This is a genomic window from Streptomyces sp. NPDC047072 (genome assembly GCF_040643855.1).
Taxonomy (GTDB): domain Bacteria; phylum Actinomycetota; class Actinomycetes; order Streptomycetales; family Streptomycetaceae; genus Streptomyces.
In genome coordinates this window covers 1-19,610 of record NZ_JBEYVC010000121.1, presented here as the reverse complement: position 1 = coordinate 19,610, position 19,610 = coordinate 1, and the positions used below count along the sequence as shown (strand labels likewise).

17 protein-coding genes and 1 pseudogene are annotated in these 19,610 nt (G+C 70.5%); 16 read left to right on the top strand and 2 right to left on the bottom strand.

The window, feature by feature from the left end:
• Positions 1-117 precede the first annotated feature (117 nt).
• The 8 genes from ABZ896_RS36380 to ABZ896_RS36345 are packed head-to-tail and all read left to right on the top strand — an operon-like array spanning position 118 to position 8,459.
• The gene (locus ABZ896_RS36380) at positions 118-1,185 is read left to right on the top strand and encodes an ABC transporter substrate-binding protein (protein WP_360938750.1); all 1,068 of its coding nucleotides are present in this window, start codon (positions 118-120) and stop codon (positions 1,183-1,185) included.
• Between the two features lie 10 nt (positions 1,186-1,195).
• Positions 1,196-2,704 (top strand): sugar ABC transporter ATP-binding protein, encoded by a 1,509-nt coding sequence (locus ABZ896_RS36375; RefSeq protein WP_360938792.1) that lies wholly within the window; start codon positions 1,196-1,198, stop codon positions 2,702-2,704.
• Complete coding sequence (locus ABZ896_RS36370) at positions 2,697-3,650, top strand: ABC transporter permease (protein WP_360938747.1); 954 nt, start codon at positions 2,697-2,699, stop codon at positions 3,648-3,650. The genes ABZ896_RS36375 and ABZ896_RS36370 overlap by 8 nt, the downstream gene beginning before the upstream one ends.
• Complete coding sequence (locus ABZ896_RS36365) at positions 3,647-4,585, top strand: ABC transporter permease (RefSeq protein ID WP_360938744.1); 939 nt, start codon at positions 3,647-3,649, stop codon at positions 4,583-4,585. Before ABZ896_RS36370 ends, ABZ896_RS36365 begins: the two co-directional genes overlap by 4 nt.
• Entirely contained in the window at positions 4,582-5,751 is a 1,170-nt protein-coding gene (locus ABZ896_RS36360; RefSeq protein WP_360938741.1) for a M20 family metallopeptidase, read from the top strand. The genes ABZ896_RS36365 and ABZ896_RS36360 overlap by 4 nt, the downstream gene beginning before the upstream one ends.
• On the top strand, positions 5,742-6,458 hold the full coding sequence (locus ABZ896_RS36355) for an MBL fold metallo-hydrolase (protein WP_360938738.1): 717 nt from the start codon (positions 5,742-5,744) through the stop codon (positions 6,456-6,458). Before ABZ896_RS36360 ends, ABZ896_RS36355 begins: the two co-directional genes overlap by 10 nt.
• A complete protein-coding gene (locus ABZ896_RS36350; protein ID WP_360938735.1) occupies positions 6,455-7,249 on the top strand; it encodes an IclR family transcriptional regulator in 795 nt (264 codons plus the stop codon). The genes ABZ896_RS36355 and ABZ896_RS36350 overlap by 4 nt, the downstream gene beginning before the upstream one ends.
• A gap of 1 nt (position 7,250) precedes the next feature.
• Positions 7,251-8,459, top strand: a complete 1,209-nt coding sequence (locus ABZ896_RS36345) for a hypothetical protein (RefSeq protein ID WP_360938732.1) — start codon at positions 7,251-7,253, stop codon at positions 8,457-8,459.
• A 13-nt stretch (positions 8,460-8,472) separates the two neighbouring features.
• On the opposite strand, the gene ABZ896_RS36340 is transcribed toward ABZ896_RS36345, so the two are convergent.
• A complete protein-coding gene (locus ABZ896_RS36340; protein WP_360938730.1) occupies positions 8,473-9,660 on the bottom strand; it encodes an acyl-CoA dehydrogenase family protein in 1,188 nt (395 codons plus the stop codon).
• 112 nt (positions 9,661-9,772) lie between these two features.
• On the opposite strand from ABZ896_RS36340, the gene ABZ896_RS36335 reads away from it, so the two are divergent.
• Together ABZ896_RS36335 and ABZ896_RS36330 are read left to right on the top strand one after the other, a co-directional pair.
• Entirely contained in the window at positions 9,773-10,609 is an 837-nt protein-coding gene (locus ABZ896_RS36335) for an acyl-CoA thioester hydrolase/BAAT C-terminal domain-containing protein (RefSeq protein WP_360938727.1), read from the top strand.
• Positions 10,610-10,638: 29 nt separating this feature from the next.
• A pseudogene (locus ABZ896_RS36330) lies at positions 10,639-10,896 on the top strand (hypothetical protein); the annotation flags it as partial.
• 50 nt (positions 10,897-10,946) lie between these two features.
• Here the strand turns inward: ABZ896_RS36330 and ABZ896_RS36325 are convergent.
• The gene (locus tag ABZ896_RS36325) at positions 10,947-12,347 is read right to left on the bottom strand and encodes an alpha-L-fucosidase (RefSeq protein WP_360938724.1); all 1,401 of its coding nucleotides are present in this window, start codon (positions 12,345-12,347) and stop codon (positions 10,947-10,949) included.
• Positions 12,348-12,584: 237 nt separating this feature from the next.
• Here ABZ896_RS36325 and ABZ896_RS36320 point away from each other — a divergent pair, with 237 nt between their 5' ends.
• From ABZ896_RS36320 to ABZ896_RS36295, 6 genes are all read left to right on the top strand, one after another.
• Complete coding sequence (locus ABZ896_RS36320; RefSeq protein WP_360938721.1) at positions 12,585-14,099, top strand: ABC transporter substrate-binding protein; 1,515 nt, start codon at positions 12,585-12,587, stop codon at positions 14,097-14,099.
• A gap of 25 nt (positions 14,100-14,124) precedes the next feature.
• Positions 14,125-15,195 (top strand): ABC transporter permease, encoded by a 1,071-nt coding sequence (locus ABZ896_RS36315; RefSeq protein WP_360938718.1) that lies wholly within the window; start codon positions 14,125-14,127, stop codon positions 15,193-15,195.
• Positions 15,192-16,127, top strand: coding sequence for an ABC transporter permease (locus tag ABZ896_RS36310; RefSeq protein ID WP_360938716.1), 936 nt, complete (start codon positions 15,192-15,194; stop codon positions 16,125-16,127). Before ABZ896_RS36315 ends, ABZ896_RS36310 begins: the two co-directional genes overlap by 4 nt.
• On the top strand, positions 16,124-17,128 hold the full coding sequence (locus tag ABZ896_RS36305) for an ABC transporter ATP-binding protein (protein WP_360938714.1): 1,005 nt from the start codon (positions 16,124-16,126) through the stop codon (positions 17,126-17,128). Before ABZ896_RS36310 ends, ABZ896_RS36305 begins: the two co-directional genes overlap by 4 nt.
• Complete coding sequence (locus tag ABZ896_RS36300) at positions 17,125-18,210, top strand: ABC transporter ATP-binding protein (RefSeq protein ID WP_360938712.1); 1,086 nt, start codon at positions 17,125-17,127, stop codon at positions 18,208-18,210. Before ABZ896_RS36305 ends, ABZ896_RS36300 begins: the two co-directional genes overlap by 4 nt.
• Positions 18,207-19,610 (top strand): glycoside hydrolase family 3 N-terminal domain-containing protein (locus ABZ896_RS36295; RefSeq protein ID WP_360938710.1); only part of this gene is annotated, 1,404 nt, incomplete at its 3' end. The genes ABZ896_RS36300 and ABZ896_RS36295, both read left to right, overlap by 4 nt.

The following is a 19,610-nucleotide window of genomic DNA, read 5'->3' as shown; positions in this document are numbered from 1 at the left end:
ACGCTGTCGAACAGCCATGTTGTGCAATGCGAAATTCTGTGTTGCAGATGTGGTGCGCGGTCGTGCGCGGCCATAGGTTCCCGTCTCAACTTCTCCTGAGGGAACCGAGGAACTTCGATGAACGTTCGTTCCGTCAGAGGCGGGGTCGCCGCGGCCGCCGCCCTGTGTGCCCTGACCGCCCTGTCCGCCTGTGACGTCCAGTCCGACTCCGCCGCCGCGAGCGGCACCGGCAGCGCTTCCGCCGCCACGGCCAAGGACCTCAAGGTCGGCTGGTCGACCATCTACCTCACCCCGTCCTGGATGCAGCAGACGCTGAAGATGCTCCAGAGCGACGTCGACAAGCTGAAGTCGGCGGGCAAGGTCTCGCAGTTCAAGACCTTCAACGCCAACGGCGACACCTCGCAGCAGATCGCCCAGATCCGCGCCATGATCCAGCAGAAGTACGACGTGATCCTCGTCGACGCGGGCTCCTCCACCGCCCTCAACCCCGCCCTCGAACAGGCCGTGAACGCGGGCATCACCGTCGTCGCCTTCGACTCGCTGCCCACCAGCACCAAGGTGATCAGGGTCGGCACGGACCAGAAGGCATGGGGCTCCATGATGGCCACCTGGCTCGCGAAGAAGCTCGGTGGCAAGGGCGACATCATCGCCATGAACGGCCCCGCGGGCGTCGCCGTCAGCGAGGACCGCTGGTCCGGTGCCGAGGCGGTCTTCAAGAAGTACCCGGACATCAAGATCGTCAGCAATGTGCACAGCGAGTACAACCTCGCCCCGGCCGCCCAGGCCTTCGCCTCCGCCTACTCCGCGCACCCCGGCATCCAGGGCGTCTTCTCCCAGGGCGGCGCCCTCTCCGCCGCCGCGCTCCAGACCCTGGTCAAGCAGGACAAGAAGCTCGTCCCGATCACCGGCGAGAACTACAACGGCTTCCTCAAGCAGTGGCAGGCCCAGGAGAAGAATGGTTTCTCTTCCTATGCCACCGCCCAGCCCAACTACCTCGCCGTGATCGCCGTGGAGGCCGCCGTAGCCAAGCGGGAGGGCGTCGCCGTCCCGCAGGACATCACCGTGCCGCTCCCCGAGATCACCGACGCCAACCTCTCCCAGTACGTCAAGACGGACCAGCCCGACGACTCGTACCCGATCAACGACATCGCCCAGTCCGAGATCGACAAGCTCATCGGAAAGTGAAGCCGTGACCATGGCGCCGCTGCTGAGCGTGGAAGCCGTCTCGAAGTCCTTCGCGGGCAACCAGGTGCTGCGCGAGGTGACCCTCACCGTCGAACCCGGCGAGGTCCTCGCGCTCGTCGGGGAGAACGGGGCCGGCAAGTCCACCGTCCTCTCCCTCGTCACCGGGCTGCTCGCCCCCGACTCCGGCCTGGTCCGCCACGACGGCACCCCCGTGCCCCGGGCGTGGTCACCGCACCGCGCCCGGGCCGCCGGGATCGGCTCCGTCCACCAGGAGCTGAGCCTCAACCCGCACCAGAGCGTCGCGGAGAACGTCTTCCTCGGCGCCTGGCCCAGCAGGGGCGGACTGGTACGGGCCCGCGACCTCGCGGCCCGGGCCCGGCCGCTCCTGGAACGGGTCGGTCTGGACCTTGACCCGGGGAGTCGTGCCGGGCGTCTCCCGCTCGGGACCCTCCAACTCGTCGAACTCGCCAAGGCGTTGGCGGGCGAACCCCGCCTGCTCATCCTCGACGAGGTCACCTCCGCCCTCGACGAGGACCAGGTCGCCGCCGTCTTCCGGGTGGTGCGGGAGCTGCGGGCCGACGGCGGATCGGTGATCTTCGTCAGCCACCGCATGGCCGAACTCTTCGCCATCAGCGACCGGTTGACGATCCTCAAGGACGGTGCGGTGACGGCGACACGGGCGCGGGCGGAGACCGACCACGACGACGTCGTACGGCTGATGATCGGGCGGGAGCTGTCGGACCTGTTCCCGCCCAAAGCCGCGGCGGTCGGTGAACCTCTTTTGAAAGCACGGGAGTTGACCGTCCCCGGCGCCTGCACCGCCGTCGACCTGGACCTCGCCCCCGGCCGCATCCTCGGCCTCGGCGGACTCCAGGGGCAGGGCCAACGCGAGGTCCTGCGCGCCTTGTTCGGCCTCGCCCGGCACACCGGGCAGGTCGCGCTCGACGGCCGCAACGTCCGACTGGGCTCGCCGCGCGAGGCGATCCGGCACGGCATCGCCTACGTGCCCGAGGACCGCAAGACCGAGGGCGTCCACACCGCGCGCAGTGTCCGCGACAACCTCGCCCTGCCCAGCCTGCGCACCCTCGCCCCGGCCCGCCGCCTCAGCACGGTCTCGCGCGACGCCGAGTCCCGGCTGGTCGCCGAGCTGACCGAGCGGCTGCGCATCAAGGCCGCCTCCCCGGCACAGGAGGCACGACGGCTGTCCGGCGGCAACCAGCAGAAGGTCGCGCTCGCCAAGTGGCTGCCCACCGCACCGCGCGTCCTGCTCCTCGCCGAGCCGACCCGGGGCATCGACATCGGCACCAAACGCGAGATCTACCACCTCCTGCGCCGCCTCGCCGACGAGGGCATGGCGGTGCTCGTCACCTCGGGAGACACGATGGAACTGGTCGGCCTCTGCGACGAGGTGGCGGTCCTGTACGAGGGGAAGGTCGTCGACCGGCTGACCGGCCCCGACCTCACCGAGGAACGGCTCGTGCGGGCCTCGGTGGAGCCCGGGAGCGTGGTCCATGCGTGAACGCCTGACCTCCGTCGCCCGGGGCAACACCGAGATCCTCTGGCTGCTCGCCCTCCTCCTCGTCCTGCTCGTCGCCTACCAGCACTACGACTCCGGCCTGCTCACCCCGGCCTCGATCACCATCCTGTCCGCCCAGTTCCTCCCGCTGATCCTGGCCGCGGCCGGGCAGACCTCGGTGATGCTGCTCGGCGGCATCGACCTGTCGCTCGGCGCGGTCCTCGGCCTCGCCATGGCGGTCTTCGCCACCTACGACGCCCAGGGCACCGGTGGAGTCGTGGTCGCGCTGCTCCTCGCCCTCGCCGTGGCGGTCGGCGCCGGAGCGGTCAACGGCACGCTCGTGGCGTACGCCGGACTCCCGCCGATCGTCGTCACCCTCGCCGCGTCCTTCCTGTGGAGCGGCGTCACCCTGGTCGTCCTGCCGCAACCCGGCGGGCATGTCCCGGGCGGCCTGGTGAACGCCTACAACAACGGCTGGAACGGCCTCGCCCTGCCCGCCCTCGCCCTGATCGTCGTCCTGGCCCTCTGGAAACTGGTGCGCACCACCCGGCACGGCCTCGCCCTGTACGCCGTGGGCGGCAACGAACACGGCGCCTACGCCAGCGGGTTGCACACCCGCGCGGTGAAGATCGGCGGCTACGCGCTCGCGGGCGCCTTCACCGGGCTCGCCGGGGTCGGACTCGCCATTCAGACCGGCTCGGCGGATCCGACGATCGGCGCGCCGTACACCCTCAACTCCATCGCCGCCTGCGTCCTCGGCGGCATCAGCTTCTTCGGCGGGGTCGGCCGGATGCGCGGCACGGTCCTGGGCGCGCTGGTGATCGGACTGCTCACCAACCTCCTGCTCTTCACCGGCATTTCGCCCTTCTACCAGCTCGTCGCGCAGGGCGTGATCCTCGTCGTGGCCCTCGCGCTGAAGACGTACGTCACGAAGGAGGCGACGGCATGAGCACGCTCGCTGTTGTCCGGAGCAGCCGCGCCACCTGGGCGTTCGGCGTGCTCGCCGTCACCTGGGCCGCGGCGGTCCTGTTCGCCGACGGCTTCGACAGCGTCTCCAACTTCCGTTACCTGGTGCAGACGGCGTCCTTCCTCGGCATCGTCGCGGTCGGCCAGACGCTCGTCGTCATCATGAGCGGCATCGACCTCTCGGTCTCCGGCGTCGTGGCCCTCTCGGCGGTCGTCTGCGCCAAGGTCGCCTCCGGCGGCGGGGGAGGGGCGTCCGGGATCGCCGTGGCGCTGCTGCTGAGCGCGGCCGTGGGAGCGGTGAACGCCGGCGGAGTCGTCTGGCTGCGGGTACCACCGATGGTGATGACCCTGGCCAGCGGCACGATCCTCTCCGGCGCGCTGCTCGTCTACACCGACGGATCCCCCAGCTCCGCCCAGGTCCCCCTGCTGGACTCGCTCGCCAACGGCCGCCTGCTGGGCGTCCCTTGGGCGTTCGTGCTCTGGCTGGGCATCACCGCCGTGGCCGGCTGGCTGCTCCACGCCTCCCGCACCGGCCGGTACGCCTTCGCCCTCGGCTCCGGCGAGAGCGCGGCGCGCGCCTCGGGCGTACCGCTCGCCGCCACGGCCTTCACGGCGTACGTCTCCTGCGCCCTGCTCGCCGGAGTCGCGGGCCTGGTCCTGCTCGGCTTCACCGGCACCAGCTCGCTGACCATGGGCAACCCCTACCAACTGCTGTCCATCGCCTCCGTCGTGCTCGGCGGCACGTCCATCCTGGGCGGTCGCGGCCACCTCCTCGGCACGGTCGGCGGCGCCTTGCTGCTCACCCTGCTCACCGCGCTCCTGACGTCCTGGAACCTCTCCGAAGGCGTGCGCCAGGTCGTCCTCGGCGTGCTGATCATCGGGCTTCTGCTGATCTACGCGAGGGAGCGGCGGGCATGACGGAAGTGACGGCTCTGTTGCGGGAGTTGGTGGCACTCCCCAGCGTCAACCCGCGGGGCGGGCCCGGGGACGGGGGCGAGACCGTCGTGGCGGAGTACGTGCGCGACTGGCTCGTCGCGCGCGGTGTCCGGGCCGAGGTGCACGAGGTGCTGCCGGGGCGGAGCAATGTCGTGGCCGTGGTGCCGGGGCAGCGCGAGGACGCCGTGCTGCTGGAGTCCCATCTCGACACGGTCGAGGTCGACGGGATGACGGTGCCCGCCTACGACGGTGAGGTGCGCGGTGGACGGCTGTACGGGCGGGGGGCGTGCGACGCGAAGGGACCGCTGGCGGCGTTCATGCTGGCCGCGGCCGAACTCGCGCGGGGAGAGCCGCCGTTGTACTCGGTCGTCCTCGCCGGCGTGTGCGACGAGGAGCACGAGTACCGAGGGGTGCTGCATCTGCTGTCGTCGCTGGCGGGGCGGACTGCCGTCGGGGCGATCGTCGGGGAGCCGACCGGGCTGGTACCGGCCGTCGCGCACAAGGGAGTTGTGCGGTACACCGTGCGGACGGTCGGCCGGGCGGGGCACAGTTCGCGGCCGGAGGAGGCGGTGAACGCGGTGTCGCTCATGGCGCCGGTGCTGAGCCATCTGGCCGCCACGTCCCCGGACGTGGAGCCGCATCCGCTTCTGGGGCCCGCCACTCGGGCGGTCACCCGGATTCGCGGGGGGACCGGGCCGAACACCATCCCCGGGGTCTGTGAGGCGGATGTGGACCGTCGGACGTTGCCGGGGGAGGAGCCGGAGGTCGTCTGGCAGCGGGATCGCGACGAACTGCGGCTTCTGGGCGCCGAGTTGGATCCGCCGTTCATCATCGACTACGCGCTCGACACGCCGCCTGACTCGCCCGTGGTGCGGGGACTGCGTCGTGCGCTAGTGGAGCGCGGCCGCCCGGATGACGTCGACGGCATGCCTTTCGCGACGGACGCCAGCAAGATCGCCCGTGCCGGGATACCGGCGGTGGTGTTCGGGCCCGGGTCGATTCTGGACGCCCACTCGGCCGACGAGAGCGTGGAGTTGGCCGAGGTCGAGCTGGCGGCGCGGGTCGTGGTGGACGCGGTGCGGGGGACGGTCGTAGCAGAGGAGCCGGTGCGGGGGACGGTCGTAGAGGAGGAGCCGTCTTGCGACTGACCGAGCACGTCACTCTCGTCGCCAGCGGAGCGTACGGCTTTGATCTGAGCGATCCGCTGGACTGCCATGTCTACCTCGTGCGGGGCAGTCGGCTCAGCGTTCTTGTCGATGCGGGAGCCGGGTGTGCGGACCTCCCCTTGGAGGTTCGGCCCGACCTCCTTCTGCTCACCCACGGACACGCGGACCATGCCGGAGGGGCCGCCGCGCTCGCCTCGCGCTTTCCCGGGTTGCGGGTGCTGGCCGGGCCGGCGGCCGTGCGGTGGATCGCCGAGGGCGACGAGCAAGGGCTGAGCGTGGACAAGGGGAAGGCCGCCGGGGTGTATCCCGCCGAGTACGCCTTCCCGCCCTGTCCGCGCGTCGAGCCCGTCGCCGACGGTACGGAGTTCGACCTGGGCGGGGGAGTGGTGATCCGGGCCGTCGCCACCCCCGGACACGCCGACGGACACACCTGCTACCACCTCACCACACCCTCCTACCAGGGACTCTTCTCCGGCGACTGTGTCTTTACCGGAGGGCGCGTCTCGCTCCAGAATCTGCACGACTGTCGGGTTCCGGAATACGCGGCCAGCCTGACCCGGCTCGCCGGACTCGACGTGGACGCGCTCTTCCCGGGGCACCACGAGGTCTCCCTGGCGCGAGCCGGACGACATCTGGCCGCCGCCCACGACACCGTCACCCGTGGCCTGCTGCCGAGGAGTACGACATGACGACGACACCACCGGCCCGCCGCAACCAGTCCTCCTCGCTGCGCCGCGCCCTGACCGTCCTGGAGTACGTCCGCGACCGCGCGGGCCGGGGCCGGGGCATTTCCCTGACCCAGATCGCGGACGACCTGGGCGTCAACAAGAGCACGGTGCTGCGGCTGGCCACCCCGCTCATCGAGGCCGACCTGCTGGTGCGGGACCGCGAGACCGGCTGGTTCCGGCTCGGGCACGGCACCCTGCGGCTCGGGCAGGCCTACCTCTCCTCCCTCGACCTGCGCACGGCCGCCGCCGAACCGCTGCGGCTGCTCCAGCACGCGGTCGGCGAGACCTGCCACCTGGTGGTGTACGAGCCGCCGGACGTCGTCTACATCGACAAGGTCGAGAACGAGGCGAGCGTGCGGATGGCCTCCCGCATCGGCAGCCGAGTGCCGGCCTATCGCACCGCCGTCGGCAAGGCCATGCTCGCCTGGCAGGGCGAGGACGCCTTCGAGACGGTGGTGGCCGCCGGGATGCCCCCGGTCACCCAGTACACGGTCACCGACGCCACCCGGCTGCGCGTCGAACTCGAACGGGTCCGCCAGCGCGGCTACGCCATCGACGACCGCGAGAACGAGCCCGAGGTGCGGTGCGTCGCCGCGCCGGTCTTCGACCACACCGACGCGGTGGCCGGTGCGCTGAGCGTCTCCGGGCTGACCACGCGGATGACGCCGGCGCGGGTGCGCGAGGTGGGGCCGATGGTGGTCCGCACGGGGCTCGACATCTCTCATGTGCTGGGCTCGGGAAGGGGACGCTGAAATGCGCTCTGCGATGTACACCTTCGTGGAGGACTTCCGGGCCGAGGGCACCGCCGCCGTCCTCGACCGCGTCCTCGGCACCTACGGCTGCGACACCGTCACCGTGGCCGCCGCGTACCACCGAGCCCGTGACGTCACCCCGCACGGCCCGGCCCGGGTCACCCTGCGCGGTGACGGTGTCCACTTCTCGCCGCCCGCCGACCTGTTCGACGAGGCTCGACTGATCCCGCCCGTGCAGCCGGGCGCGCTTGAGGAACCCCTGCGTGAGCTGCGCGGAACCACCGCGGAGCGCGGTGCGCACCTGCACGGCTGGACCGTCTTCCTGCACAACACGACCCTCGGCCTCGCGCACCCCGACGTCACCCAGGAGAACTGCTTCGGCGACCGCGCCGCTCCGGCGGACCTGTGCCCCGCGCACCCGGACGTGCGCGCGTACGCCGTCGCCCTGGCCCGCTCGGTGGCCCGCCAGGGCGTGGACGCGGTGGTCGCCGAGTCGCTCCACTACGGCACGTTCGGGCACGGCTATCACCATGAGCGGAGCTTCGTGGCGCTGGGCGCGTGGGAGGAGTTCCTGCTGGGGCTGTGTTTCTGCGCGTACTGCGTCCGGGCGGCGGAGGGACGGGGTGTGGATGCCAGGAAGGCGCGGGCGGAGGCGGTGTCGATGACCGTAGGCGTGCTCGACGGCGGTGCTCCTTCGAGCGGGGATCTGTCGGATCTCGACGGCCTCCCCGAGCCGGTCGCCGCATACGCGCGCGCCCGCCGGGACACCGTGACCTCGCTCGCGGCCGAGGTCGCCGAGGCCGTCGCCGACGAGGGCTCCGAGCTGGTCTTCCTCGACCTGACCGGGGCCGCGAAGGGGTACGGCGACGGACTGCCCACGGGGGCCCTCGCGGCCGACGACGCCTGGCGGATCGGGGTCGCCCCGGCGGCGGTCGGCGCGGTCGTCCCCGGCTACGGTCTGCTCGCCTACGCCCGCGATCCCGCCCGGATCGGGGCGGACACGGCCGCCTACCGGGCCGTACTGCCGGATGCCTGCTCGCTGCGGACCGTCCTGCGGCCGGGGCTGCCGGACACGACCGACGCCGGGGCGCTGGCGGAGAAGGCGGCGGCCGCCACGGGGCACGGTGGGGCGGACGCCGTGGACTTCTACCACTACGGGCTGCTGCCGTACCCCGTACTGGACCGCATCCCCGTCGCGCTCGGCCGCTAACCGTGCCCGTCCGTCAGGGGAAGGGCGTACTCGGTTCGAGTCCCGACAGCACCCTTCCGTACAGCTCCAGATTGGTGGCGGGGTTGACGAAGGAGTGCAGGCTGAGGGCGTTGAGGTCGCGGACGATCCGCTGGATCGGTGCGTCCCGGTGGAGGGAGGAGGCGCCGGAGGCGGAGCCGATCAGGTCCGCGGCCTCCTTGCACAGCCGGGTGAGATAGCCGCACTGTGCCCTGATCCGGGCGCGTTCCCCGATGGTGTACGGCTGTGGGTCGGCGACCCTCGACTCGATCAGGTCGACGAAGTCCGCGGTGAGCAACTCCGCGCTGGAGACCTTCATTTCGGCCTCGGCGAACTGGAGGTGGGTCACCGTGGCTTCGTGCTGGCGCTCGTAGAAGGTGTACGTGATGCCTCGCCGGTGGATGCGTTCGCCGAACTCGGCGAGGGCCGCGCGGGCCAGCCCCAGCGCGTTGGAGGCGGTCCAGGCGCAGAACAGGAGCAGGACCGGCATCCCGTAGAAGGGGTCGGCGCTGTTGCGTTGCGAGGGGAAGGTGCCGGTGAGCAGCGGACCGACGGGCAGGACGCGGTGGGCGGGGACGTGGACGTCCTGGGCGACGACGCTGTTGCTGCCGCTTCCTGCGAGGCCGGTGACGTCCCAGTCGTCGAGGATCTTGAGCTCGGTGGTGGGGATCGCCGTCCACAGGACGTCCGGCGGACCGGCCGCGCCGGTGTCGGCCACGGCGGTCAGCAGGTGCCAGTCGGAGTCCTGGCAGCCGGTGGCGAAGGGGGAGGTGCCGGTGACGGTGTAACCGCCGTCGGTCGGGACGGCCTTGGAGGTGGGGATGAGGGTGCCGCCGACCCGGACGTCGGGGCCGGTGAAGATCTCGTCCTGGGCCTCGTCGGGGAAGAGTGAGGCGATGAAGGCGCAGCCGGCCTGGATCAACGCCATGAACCCGGTGGAGCCGCAGGCGGCGGAGACCTCGCTCAGCACGTCTACCTGCGTGCGTAAGCGGGTCTGGTAACCGCCGTAGTGGCGGGGGACGTTCATGCGCTGGAGCCCGGTCTCCGCCAGCGCGGCCAGGACTTCACCGGTGACTCTGCGGTTCTGTTCGGTGCGCGGGGCGTGGGAGCGGACGAGCGGCCTGAGTCGCCGTACGCGCTCCAGCAGTTCGGTGTCCGAGGGCGGTGCTTCTGAACCGGCCATGGGGAGAACCTCCGGGCTCGGGGCACGCACTCACGGTGACGCGGTTGACGGTGACTGTCAACGCGTCGTCGGTCGGTTCCGGCTAGGCTGAGTTGGATCTTCCGGAGGCCAAGTGGACGTAGTCGAACGGGAGTTGACCGACCCCTGGGAAGGCGTTCTGGTCACGCCCGTCGGTGGCGGCGAGGCCGGTGTCCTGGTGCTGGCCGGTTCCAGCGGGCGGATCGAGAGGGAGAGGGCCCGACTCCTGGCCCGGGAGGGCCTGACGGCGCTGTCGATCCGGTGGTTCGGCGGGCCGGGACAGCCGCCGGGGATCTGCGAGATCCCTCTCGAGACCTTCACGGCCGCCGTCGACCTCCTCCGGGCGGGCGGTGCGCGCCGCATCGGCATCCTGGGCGTGTCCAAGGGAGCGGAGGCCGCACTGCTCACCGCGGTACACGATCCGCGCGTGGACGCCGTCGTCGCGGTGTCCCCGACGTCCCGTGTCTGGTGCAACGTCGGCCCCGGCTTCCCCTACCGTTCCTCCTGGACCTGGCGCGAACAGCCACTGCCCTTCGTCCCGATGGACGACTCCTGGACCGCCGCCGGTTCAGGCACTGGCCCGGTCGCCATCCGCGCCTGGTACGAACTGAGCGAACGGACTTTCTCGGACCGCCTCACCGCGGCGACGATCCCGGTGGACCGCACCCGAGCCGACCTGCTCCTCATCGCAGGCGCCGACGACGAGATGTGGCCGTCCCTCCCCTTCGCCGAGCAACTGTCCGAACGCCGTGGCGCGTCCAGGACCCGCTTGATCACCCATCCCGCAGCGGGCCACCGCGTCCGCCTGCCCGGTGAGAGCCCCGCGACGGCATCCCCGCGCTTCCTCTACGGCGGCACACCGGAAGCGGACGCGCTCTTGGGGAAGGCCGCGTGGCCCCACATCCTCGACGTACTCCATGGCCGGAACTGACAAGGGCGCCGGAGAGGCAGGATGAGGGAGTGGCCGACTTGCTGTGGGACGACGTCAAGTGGTTCTTCGACCCCGACACCATGGGGACGCTCCCGGATGTGTTCGTGCCCGATACCTCCGTGGAGGACTGGCAGGCCGTTCTTGATCTGATCGAGGAACAGGGCTGGGCCTTCCAGTACGCCGAAGGCGAGACGCTCCTGCCCCTTCCTCGGGCGAAGGCAGTCCTGTCCCGCCCACCCGACGCGGAACAGCCACCCCTCGATGTGCGGCCGACCGCCGGTGTGCTTGGTGGAACCGCCGGTCATATGACGTCAGCCGTCGTCCTGTGTTCCTGACGTCACTTCAGGAACAACTCCACGACCGGCACCAGGACATCGGGCCGTACCACCGGAAGCGTCAGTGTCAGGGTGTCCGGGGGCTGGGGCAACGGGTCCAGGTGGGCGTGGGGTTGGGGGGTGTCCGAGAGGACGGTCAGGGGGATTTCGCTGCCGTCGTTGAGGAGTTGGGCGTAGGCGACCTTGCCCGCCAGGCCGGGGAGGTGGATGTGGCGGAACGGCCAGGCGAAGAGGTGGAGGTAGAGGCGGTCGTCGCGTTGGGTGTAGACGGCGTGGGGCGGTGGGGTGAAGGGTGATGGGCCTGCGCCGTGGATCGCGCGGGCGTGCAGCCGCATCCAGTCCCCGACCGCGTCGAGGATCGCCCGCGCCCGTGGGTCGAGGCTGCCCCGGCCGTCCGGGCCGACGTTGAGGATCATGTTGCCGCCCGCCGACACCGACTGCACCAGCATGCGCACCACGTCGCCGGGGTCCTTGTACTCCAGGTTGTCGCGGTGGTACCCCCAGGAGCCGTTGAGGGTCTGGCACGCCTCCCACATGACCTCGACGCCGTCCTCGGTGAGAGGTCGGTCCGGCTGGAACTGCTCCGGGGTCACATAGTCCCCGGGAATGCCGAGACGGTTGTTGACGACGATGCCCGGCTGCAACGCGCGCGTCGTCGCCAGGAGTTCCTCCGAGCCCCAGTCCTCCGGCCCCTTGCCGGGCATGCCCCCGCGGTTCCACGGAAACGTGAAGTCGTAGAACATCAGGTCCACTTGACCGTACGACGTGAGCAGCTCCTTGACCTGCGCGTGCAGGTAGGACCGGTATCTGCCCATGTCCCGGTCGGAGTTGAGGGCGGCCACGTCCGGCGCGTTGCGCAGCGGATGCACCCCGTCGATCACGTAGTCCGGGTGATGCCAGTCCAGAAGTGAGTGGTAGAGACCCACCTTCAGCCCCTCCGCCCGCACCGCCTCGACGAACTCGGCGACCAGATCCCGGCCGCACACCCGGGCCGAGGAGTACTCCGTGACCGCCGAGTCCCACAGGCAGAACCCGTCGTGGTGCTTGGTGGTGAGTACGGCGTACCGCATGCCGGCCGCGCGGGCGGTACGGGCGATCTCGGCGGCGTCGAACAGATCGGGGTCGAAGCGGTCCACGTAGCGCTGGTACTCGGCGTCCCCGATCTCCTCGTAGCTGCGCACCCACTCGTGCCGTGCGGCCATGCTGTAGACGCCGAAGTGGACGAAGAGGCCGAACCTCGCCTCCCGCATCCAGCCCGTCGCCGCGGGCGTATCACGACTGTCACGCGTCTGCGTCAATTCCCTGTCCTCCGATGTCCCCCGATTCCTCTGGACGTCATTCTTGCCCGACCGGCCCGCCGAAGGAAACACGTCCGCCCTATACGAACCTGGTTCATATTTCATTGCGAACCTGGTTCGTTTATCGGGGATTCGCGTGACGGTCTTGACGCCCGATGCTTTCCGTTCGCAGAATGCGGCATCCGAGACGGGAGGTCGGCCGTGCGGCTCAGGCATTCCTTGCGAACCGGTCCTGCAGTGGTCGCGGTGGTGATGAGTCTCGCGCTCACCGCCTGCCAGGACAGCGGTTCCGCGAATTCAGCAAGCGGTTCCATGATGATCAACTACGCTTCCGGAAAAACCGTGCTCCAGCGTAACTTCAATCCGCTGACCAGCACGGGAGACGCCTCTCCTGGCACCCGGATCTACATGTACCAATCGCTCATGGGCGTCAACGTCCTCAAGGGCGGGGATTTCGAACCCTGGCTCGCCTCCGCGCAGAAACTGTCGGCGGACGGCAGAACACTGACCGTGGACGTCGACAAGAAGGCGACCTGGAGCGACGGGAAACCGGTCACCGCGGACGACGTGGTCTTCACCTTCCAGCTGGTGAAGAAGACGCCCGCGCTCAACTCCTCCGGAATTTCCTTCAGCTCCGTGGCGGCACAGGGCGAGAAGACCGTCGTCTTCCATTTCGACAAACCCGCCTTCACCCAGCTCGCCTCGATTCTCCAGCAGTACATCGTCCCGAAGAAATACTGGGCGAACCAGAACGCGCTCACCTACACCAACCCGGATCCGGTGGGCAGCGGTCCCTACACCCTCAAGCGGTTCGACCCCCAGCAGATCACCCTCGCCCTGCGCAGCGACTACTGGCGCAGCAAGATCCAGGTGAAGCAGATCCGGCTGCCCGTGGTGAACTCCGCCACCGAGCTCTCCCAGTTGACCAGCGGCCAGGAGGACCTGAGCGGCGGCGCCATCCCCAACCTGGAGAAGCAGTACGTCGACAAGGACCCGGCGAAGAACGGCTACTTCTACCCGACGTACGGCTCGCTGATCCTGGTCTTCAACCACGACCGGCCGGCCCTGAAGGACGTCCATGTCCGCAAGGCGGTCGAGCTGGCGATCGACCGGCAGCAGCTGATCCAGCTCGTCACCCAGCTCGGCGCCACTCCGATCAGTCAGACCGGCCTGGACGCGGCGACGCAGGGGAAGTGGCTCGACCCCGCGTACAAGGACGCCGTGACGACCGACCTCGCGGGCGCCAAGTCCCAGCTCCAGCAGGCCGGTTACACCTTCAGCGGCGGCAAGGCCATGAAGAACGGCAAGCAGCTCACCCTCGACTACATCGAGGTCTCCGACTTCGCCGACTCCGTCCAGCGGGCCCGGATCATCGCCGACCAGCTCGGCAAGGTCGGCATCAAGGTGAACGTGCAGCCGCTGGCCAGCGGTACCTACACCGACACCCGCGCCAAGGGCGACTTCGATCTCGCCGCGTACGGGCTCGCGTACGGCGCCGTGCCCTGGCAGATCTACAACCCGCTGCTCAACAGCCAGTTCGCCGGCACCGCGAACGGCGGAAAGGCGCAGACCAACAACTACCTGCGCTGGCGCGACAAGTCCACCGACGACCTGCTGAGCGAGATCGCGAACTCCGGTGACGAGCAGACGCAGATCAAGCTCACCCAGCAGCTGGAGAAGATCATCGTCGACCAGGTGCCGTTCGTGACGCTCTCCAACATCACCGCCGGCTGCGCCTGGAGCTCCCGCAACTGGACCGGGTTCCCCGACGCGAAGAACCCGTACGACATCTGCGCGCCCTGGAACGGCGGACCGGCCTTCGAGAACGTGCTCGCGCATCTGAAGCCGGTGAAGTGATGGCGTCCGCGAGGGAGTTCACCCGATGACGGTGACCACGCTCCCGGCCGGTGACGCGCGGCCGGCGGCATCCGGGGAAGGCCGTACGCGTCGCCGCCGGGGCGGCCGGGCCCGGGTGCTGGTCCGTCGCCTCGGCTTCTACCTCGCCACCGCGGCCGTCGCCATCACCCTGAACTTCGTCATCCCCCGGCTCATGCCGGGGGACCCGGCCTCCGTCATCCTCAACAAGCTGGCGCAGCGCTCCCAGGTCTCGGCGGCGACCGAGAATTCCATCCGGGCGCTGTTCGGCGTCCCCGACCAGAGCCTGTGGCAGCAGTACCTCCACTACCTCGACCAGATCGCGCACCTCGACTTCGGGATCTCCACCGCCTACTTCCCGCAGCCGGTGAGCGAGATGATCTCCCAGGGCCTGCCGTGGACGCTGGGCCTGGTCAGCCTGACCACCGTCCTCGCGTTCCTGCTCGGCACGGTCCTCGGCATCGTCTCCGGGGCCCGCCCCGGCAGCCGCCTGGACAGCTTCATGGCGCCGCTCGCGACCTTCCTCGGCTCGATGCCGTACTTCTGGGTCGCCACCATGCTCCTGCTGCTGCTCTCGGTCCAACTCCCGGTCTTCCCCTCGCAGAACGGCTACGACCTCAACCTGGAACCGGGCTTCGACTTCGCGTTCATCAGCAGCGTGATCGCGCACGGCTTCCTGCCCGCGCTGACGATCATCGTCTCCTCCGTCGGCGGCTGGCTGCTCGGCATGCGCAACATGATGATCACCACCGTCGCCGAGGACTACGTAACTCTCGCCGAGGCGAAGGGACTTGGGCGCTGGCGGATCCTGCTCGCCTACGCGGCCCGCAACGCCATGCTGCCGCAGGTCGCGGGCCTCGCCATCTCGATCGGCACAGTCGTCGGCGGCTCGCTGCTGGCCGAGGCGGTCTTCGCCTACCCCGGCATCGGCTACCTCTTCTACCAGGCGGTCGTGAACCTCGACTACCCGTTGATGCAGGCCCTGTTCCTGATCATCTCGCTGTCCGTGCTGGTGGCGAACTTCGTCGCCGACTCCGTCTACGTCCTGCTCGACCCGCGCACCCGGGAGGACGCGTGACGCTCGCGGCACCCCCGACCGCCCCGCTCACCACGACAGCGGGCCGGCTCACCTGGAGCACCGCGCTCCGCAAGCTGATCCCCGCCAACCGCAAGGCCCGCGTCGGCCTCGCGATCATCGCTGTGTACGTCCTCGTCGCCGCCGTGGGTCCCTGGATCGTGCAGTCGCTGATGGGTCTGTCCCCGACGGAACTCACCGGCTCGGTCCTCCAACCCCCTTCTGGAGCACACCCGTTGGGCACCACCCAGGACGGCACCGACGTCCTCGCCCAACTCGTCGTGGGAACAAGGACTTCGCTGCTCGTCGGCGCGCTCGCGGCCGTCGTCTCCACCACCCTGTCGGTCGCCGTCGGACTCGTCGGTGGCTACTACGGCGGCCTCGTCGACTCCGTGCTCGGCGCCCTCACCAACGCCTTCCTGGTGCTGCCCGGACTGCCGCTGGTGATCATCCTCGCCGGGTATCTGCGGGGCAGGGGCGGGCCGTTCGCGGTGGCCCTCGTCATCGGGCTGACCGGGTGGGCGTGGGGTGCCCGCTCCAAGCGCGTGCAGACCCTCTCCCTGCGCAACCGGGACTTCGTCGTCGGCGCCCGGCTGCTCGGCGAGAGCAACCTGCGGATCATGCTGGTGGAGGTGCTGCCCAACCTGCTGCCGGTGATCTCGGCGACCCTGATGCTCTCCCTCGTCACCTCTATCCTCGCCGTCTCCGGCCTGGACTTCCTCGGCATCGGCGACATCAACACCGTCAGCTGGGGCACCATGCTCTACTTCGCCCAGCAGCGGCAGGCGATGGTCTCCGGCGCGTGGTGGTGGTTCGTGCCGCCCGGCGTCGCCATCACCGTGCTCGGCGCGGCCGCCGGACTCGTCAACTTCGGCATCGACGAACTGACCAATCCACGGCTGCGCGGCGCCCGCCGACGCAAGGGGGCACAGTGAGCCTGTTGCTGGACGTGAAGGACCTCAGCGTCGACTACGGCACCCCGGCCGAACCCCTGCCGGCCGTGTCCGAGGTGTCCCTCCAGCTGCGCCGGGGCGAGATCCTCGGCATCGCCGGGGAGAGCGGCAGCGGCAAGACGACCCTGGTCAACGCCCTCCTACGACTCCTGCGCCCACCCGCGGTCGTCCGCTCGGGCACCGCCACACTCCACCCCGGCGAGGGCGAGCCCGTCGACCTGCTCCACGCCGACGCGCGCGCCCTGCGCCGCACCCGCTGGGAGCACACCGCCGTCGTCTTCCAGAGCGCCATGAACGCCCTCAACCCGGTCTCCCGGCTGAGCGCCCAGTTCACCGACGTCCTGCGCGCGCACCGCCGTATGCCCAAGTCCCAGGCTCGCGAACGCGCCGCGCACATGCTCCAGTTGGTCGGTATCCCCGCCTCGCGCCTCGACAGCTATCCGCACGAGCTCTCCGGCGGGATGCGGCAACGGGCCACGATCGCCCTCGCGTTGGTGTGCGAGCCCGATCTGCTGGTGATGGACGAGCCGACGACCGCCGTGGACGTCGTCATGCAACGCCAGATCCTGCGCCAAGTAATCAGACTCCAGCGGGAGTTGGGCTTCTCCGTCGTCTTCATCACGCACGACCTGTCGCTCCTCCTGGAGATCTCCGACCGGATCGCGGTGATGTACGGCGGACGGATCGTCGAGAGCGGACCGGCCGGAGACCTCTACCGGGACCCGCGACACCCGTACACCCGCGGCCTGCGCGACTCGTTCCCGCCGCTGCGCGGACCGATGCGCACCCTGCACGGCATCCCGGGCAACCCTCCCGACCTGCGCGGCCTCCCGCCCGGCTGCCCCTTCGAGCCGCGCTGCCCGCACGCGACACCGGAGTGCGGGACGGCACCGCCCGAACCGGTCGAGTACGGGCCCGAGCGCGTGGTGGCCTGTATCCACGCCGACGACCTGGCCGCGCCGAGCGCTGGAGGAGGCGTATGAGCGACGAACAGGGCATGGTGCGTACGGCTGTTGAGGCCCCTGTGCTGGAAGCCGTGGACGTCACCGTCCACTACCCCGTCCACCGCTCCCGCGGCGAGACCGTGCACGCCCTGGAGCACGCCTCCCTGAGGCTGCACCCGGGACGCACCGTCGCCCTCGTCGGCGAGAGCGGCAGCGGCAAGTCCACCTTCGCGCGCACCCTCGCCCTGGCCCAGCAACCCACCGACGGGACCGTCCTGTTGGACGGGAAACCGGCCTCCGCGCGCGGCCGCCGGGCCCGCCGCGCCTACGCGAGCCGGGTCCAGATGGTGCTCCAGGATCCCTTCGGCTCCCTCAACCCCCTGCACCGGGTGCGCTATCTGCTCGAACGGCCGCTGCGACTGCACGCGGGCGTCACCGACCGGGACGACCTCGAACAGCGCCTGCGCGGACTGCTGGAGCGCGTCCGGCTCACCCCGCCCGAACGCTTCCTGGACGCCTTCCCCCACCAACTCTCCGGCGGCCAGCGGCAACGCGTGGCCATCGCCCGCGCGCTCGCCGTGCGGCCCGACGTCCTGCTCGGCGACGAACTCGTCAGCATGCTCGACGTCTCCATCCGACTGGAGATCCTCAACCTCCTCGCCGCCCTGCGCGACGAGGAACACCTCGCCATGCTCTACATCACCCACGACATCGCCGGCGCCCGCTACTTCGCCGACGAGATCGCGGTGATGTACGCGGGGGAGATCGTCGAGTACGGCACCGCCGAGGACGTCACCCAGAACCCGGCCCACCCCTACACCCGGCTGCTGCTCGACTCGACCCCCGACCCGGACCGCATGGAGTTCCTGGCGAGCCGCACGTCCCGCGACGCCGACACACCGGACGCCGGCGAGGACGACTACGGCGAGCCCCCGGACCTCGTCCACCCGCCCTCCGGCTGCCGCTTCCACCCCCGCTGCCCCCTGGCACGGCCCGAGTGCGGCCAGGCCCCGCCCCCGCGCGTCGAGGTGACGGACCGTCAATGGGCGCGCTGCGTCCTGCTGGTGGACCCCGACGACCACCACCACGGCCGTACGACGACCCCGGAGATGACCCCGTGACCACCCTGCCCGGCGAACTCGTCGAGGCCGCCACCCGCTGCCTCGTCCTCGGCTTCGACGGCACCTCACCCCCGGACGAACTCAAGCGGTTGCTCGACGACGGACTCGGCGGCGTCATCCTGCACACCCGCAACGTCGCCGGACGCACCGAACTGCGGTCGCTCACCGACGAGTTGCGCTCCCTGCGCCCAGGCGTCCTCGTCACCGTCGACCAGGAGGGCGGCGGCATCAGCCACTTGGCCCGGGCAGGCGCACCGGAGACCCCGGGAGCCTGGGCCCTCGGCGTCGCCGACGACCCCACGCTCACGGCGGCCGTCGCCGACGCACTCGCCCGGCACCTGGCCGAGTGCGGAGTGCACGTCACCTTCGCCCCGGTCGCCGACGTCCACCGGGACCCGGCCAACCCCATCGTCCGTACCCGCGCTTTCGGCCCCGACCCCGCCCAGGCCGCCCGGCACGTCCGCGCCTGGACCGAGGCCACGCTCGCCGCCGGAGTCGCGCCCTGCGCCAAGCACTTCCCCGGCCACGGCTCGACCACCGTCGACAGTCACCTCGGATCCGCCGTCGACCCACGCGACGAACAGGCCCTCCACGCCGACCTGTTGCCCTTCCGTGAGGCCATCGCCGCGGGCGTCCCCCTCGTCATGACGGCGCACGTCCGCTATCCCGCCCTCGACCCCACCGCCCCCGCCACCCTCAGCCGCCGCATCCTCACCGACCTCCTGCGCACCGAACTCGGCTTCCAGGGCGTCGTCGTCACCGACGCCCTGGAGATGAAGGCGATCGCCGACACCGTGGGCGAGGCGGCCGGTGCCGTCGCCGCGATCGCCGCGGGAGCCGACCAGCTGATCATCGCCCAGCCGGATCCGGAACTGTGGCTGCGCTGCCGTGCCGCCCTCCTCGACGCGATGGCCGACGGGACGCTCGACCCCGCGCGGGTCCTGGACGCCGCTCGCCGGGTCGACACCCTGGCTGAACGGTTCACGGAACCACACAGGCCGGGACCCCCACCGCGAGCCGATGTCGGACTCCTCGCCGCCCGCCGCGCCGTCCGCTGGAAGCCGTTGCCCGGCCCGGTCGTCGACCCCTACGTCGTCGACCTGCACCGCCGCCCCAAACCCGCACTGGAATGGGCCCGCACGGACCTCCTCACCCTCTTGCGCGAAGCCGCGCCCGGCGTCGAAGGCATCGCCACCGACGACGGCCCCGTCGACATCGCCGGCATCCTCCGCCACGCCCAGGGCCGACCGCTGCTGATCGCCACCGAGGACGCCGACCTGCATCCCTGGCAGGCCGCAGCCCGCACCGCCCTGCTCACCGCCCGCCCCGATGCCCTCCTCGTGGCCACCGGCATGCCGGACGCGGAGACGGAGGCGGCGGACGGGCTGTGCTCGTACGGC

What these genes read in the sequence shown, in the direction of transcription:
- ABZ896_RS36365 (WP_360938744.1), top strand. Translation starts at nt 3,647, where the DNA reads ATGAGCACGCTCGCTGTTGTCCGGAGCAGCCGCGCCACCTGGGCGTTC.
- ABZ896_RS36315 (WP_360938718.1), top strand. Translation starts at nt 14,125, where the DNA reads ATGACGGTGACCACGCTCCCGGCCGGTGACGCGCGGCCGGCGGCATCC.
- ABZ896_RS36300 (WP_360938712.1), top strand. Translation starts at nt 17,125, where the DNA reads ATGAGCGACGAACAGGGCATGGTGCGTACGGCTGTTGAGGCCCCTGTG.
- ABZ896_RS36375 (WP_360938792.1), top strand. Translation starts at nt 1,196, where the DNA reads ATGGCGCCGCTGCTGAGCGTGGAAGCCGTCTCGAAGTCCTTCGCGGGC.
- ABZ896_RS36340 (WP_360938730.1), bottom strand. Translation starts at nt 9,660, where the DNA reads ATGGCCGGTTCAGAAGCACCGCCCTCGGACACCGAACTGCTGGAGCGC.
- ABZ896_RS36325 (WP_360938724.1), bottom strand. Translation starts at nt 12,347, where the DNA reads ATGAAATATGAACCAGGTTCGTATAGGGCGGACGTGTTTCCTTCGGCG.
- ABZ896_RS36350 (WP_360938735.1), top strand. Translation starts at nt 6,455, where the DNA reads ATGACGACGACACCACCGGCCCGCCGCAACCAGTCCTCCTCGCTGCGC.
- ABZ896_RS36360 (WP_360938741.1), top strand. Translation starts at nt 4,582, where the DNA reads ATGACGGAAGTGACGGCTCTGTTGCGGGAGTTGGTGGCACTCCCCAGC.
- ABZ896_RS36380 (WP_360938750.1), top strand. Translation starts at nt 118, where the DNA reads ATGAACGTTCGTTCCGTCAGAGGCGGGGTCGCCGCGGCCGCCGCCCTG.
- ABZ896_RS36370 (WP_360938747.1), top strand. Translation starts at nt 2,697, where the DNA reads ATGCGTGAACGCCTGACCTCCGTCGCCCGGGGCAACACCGAGATCCTC.
- ABZ896_RS36345 (WP_360938732.1), top strand. Translation starts at nt 7,251, where the DNA reads ATGCGCTCTGCGATGTACACCTTCGTGGAGGACTTCCGGGCCGAGGGC.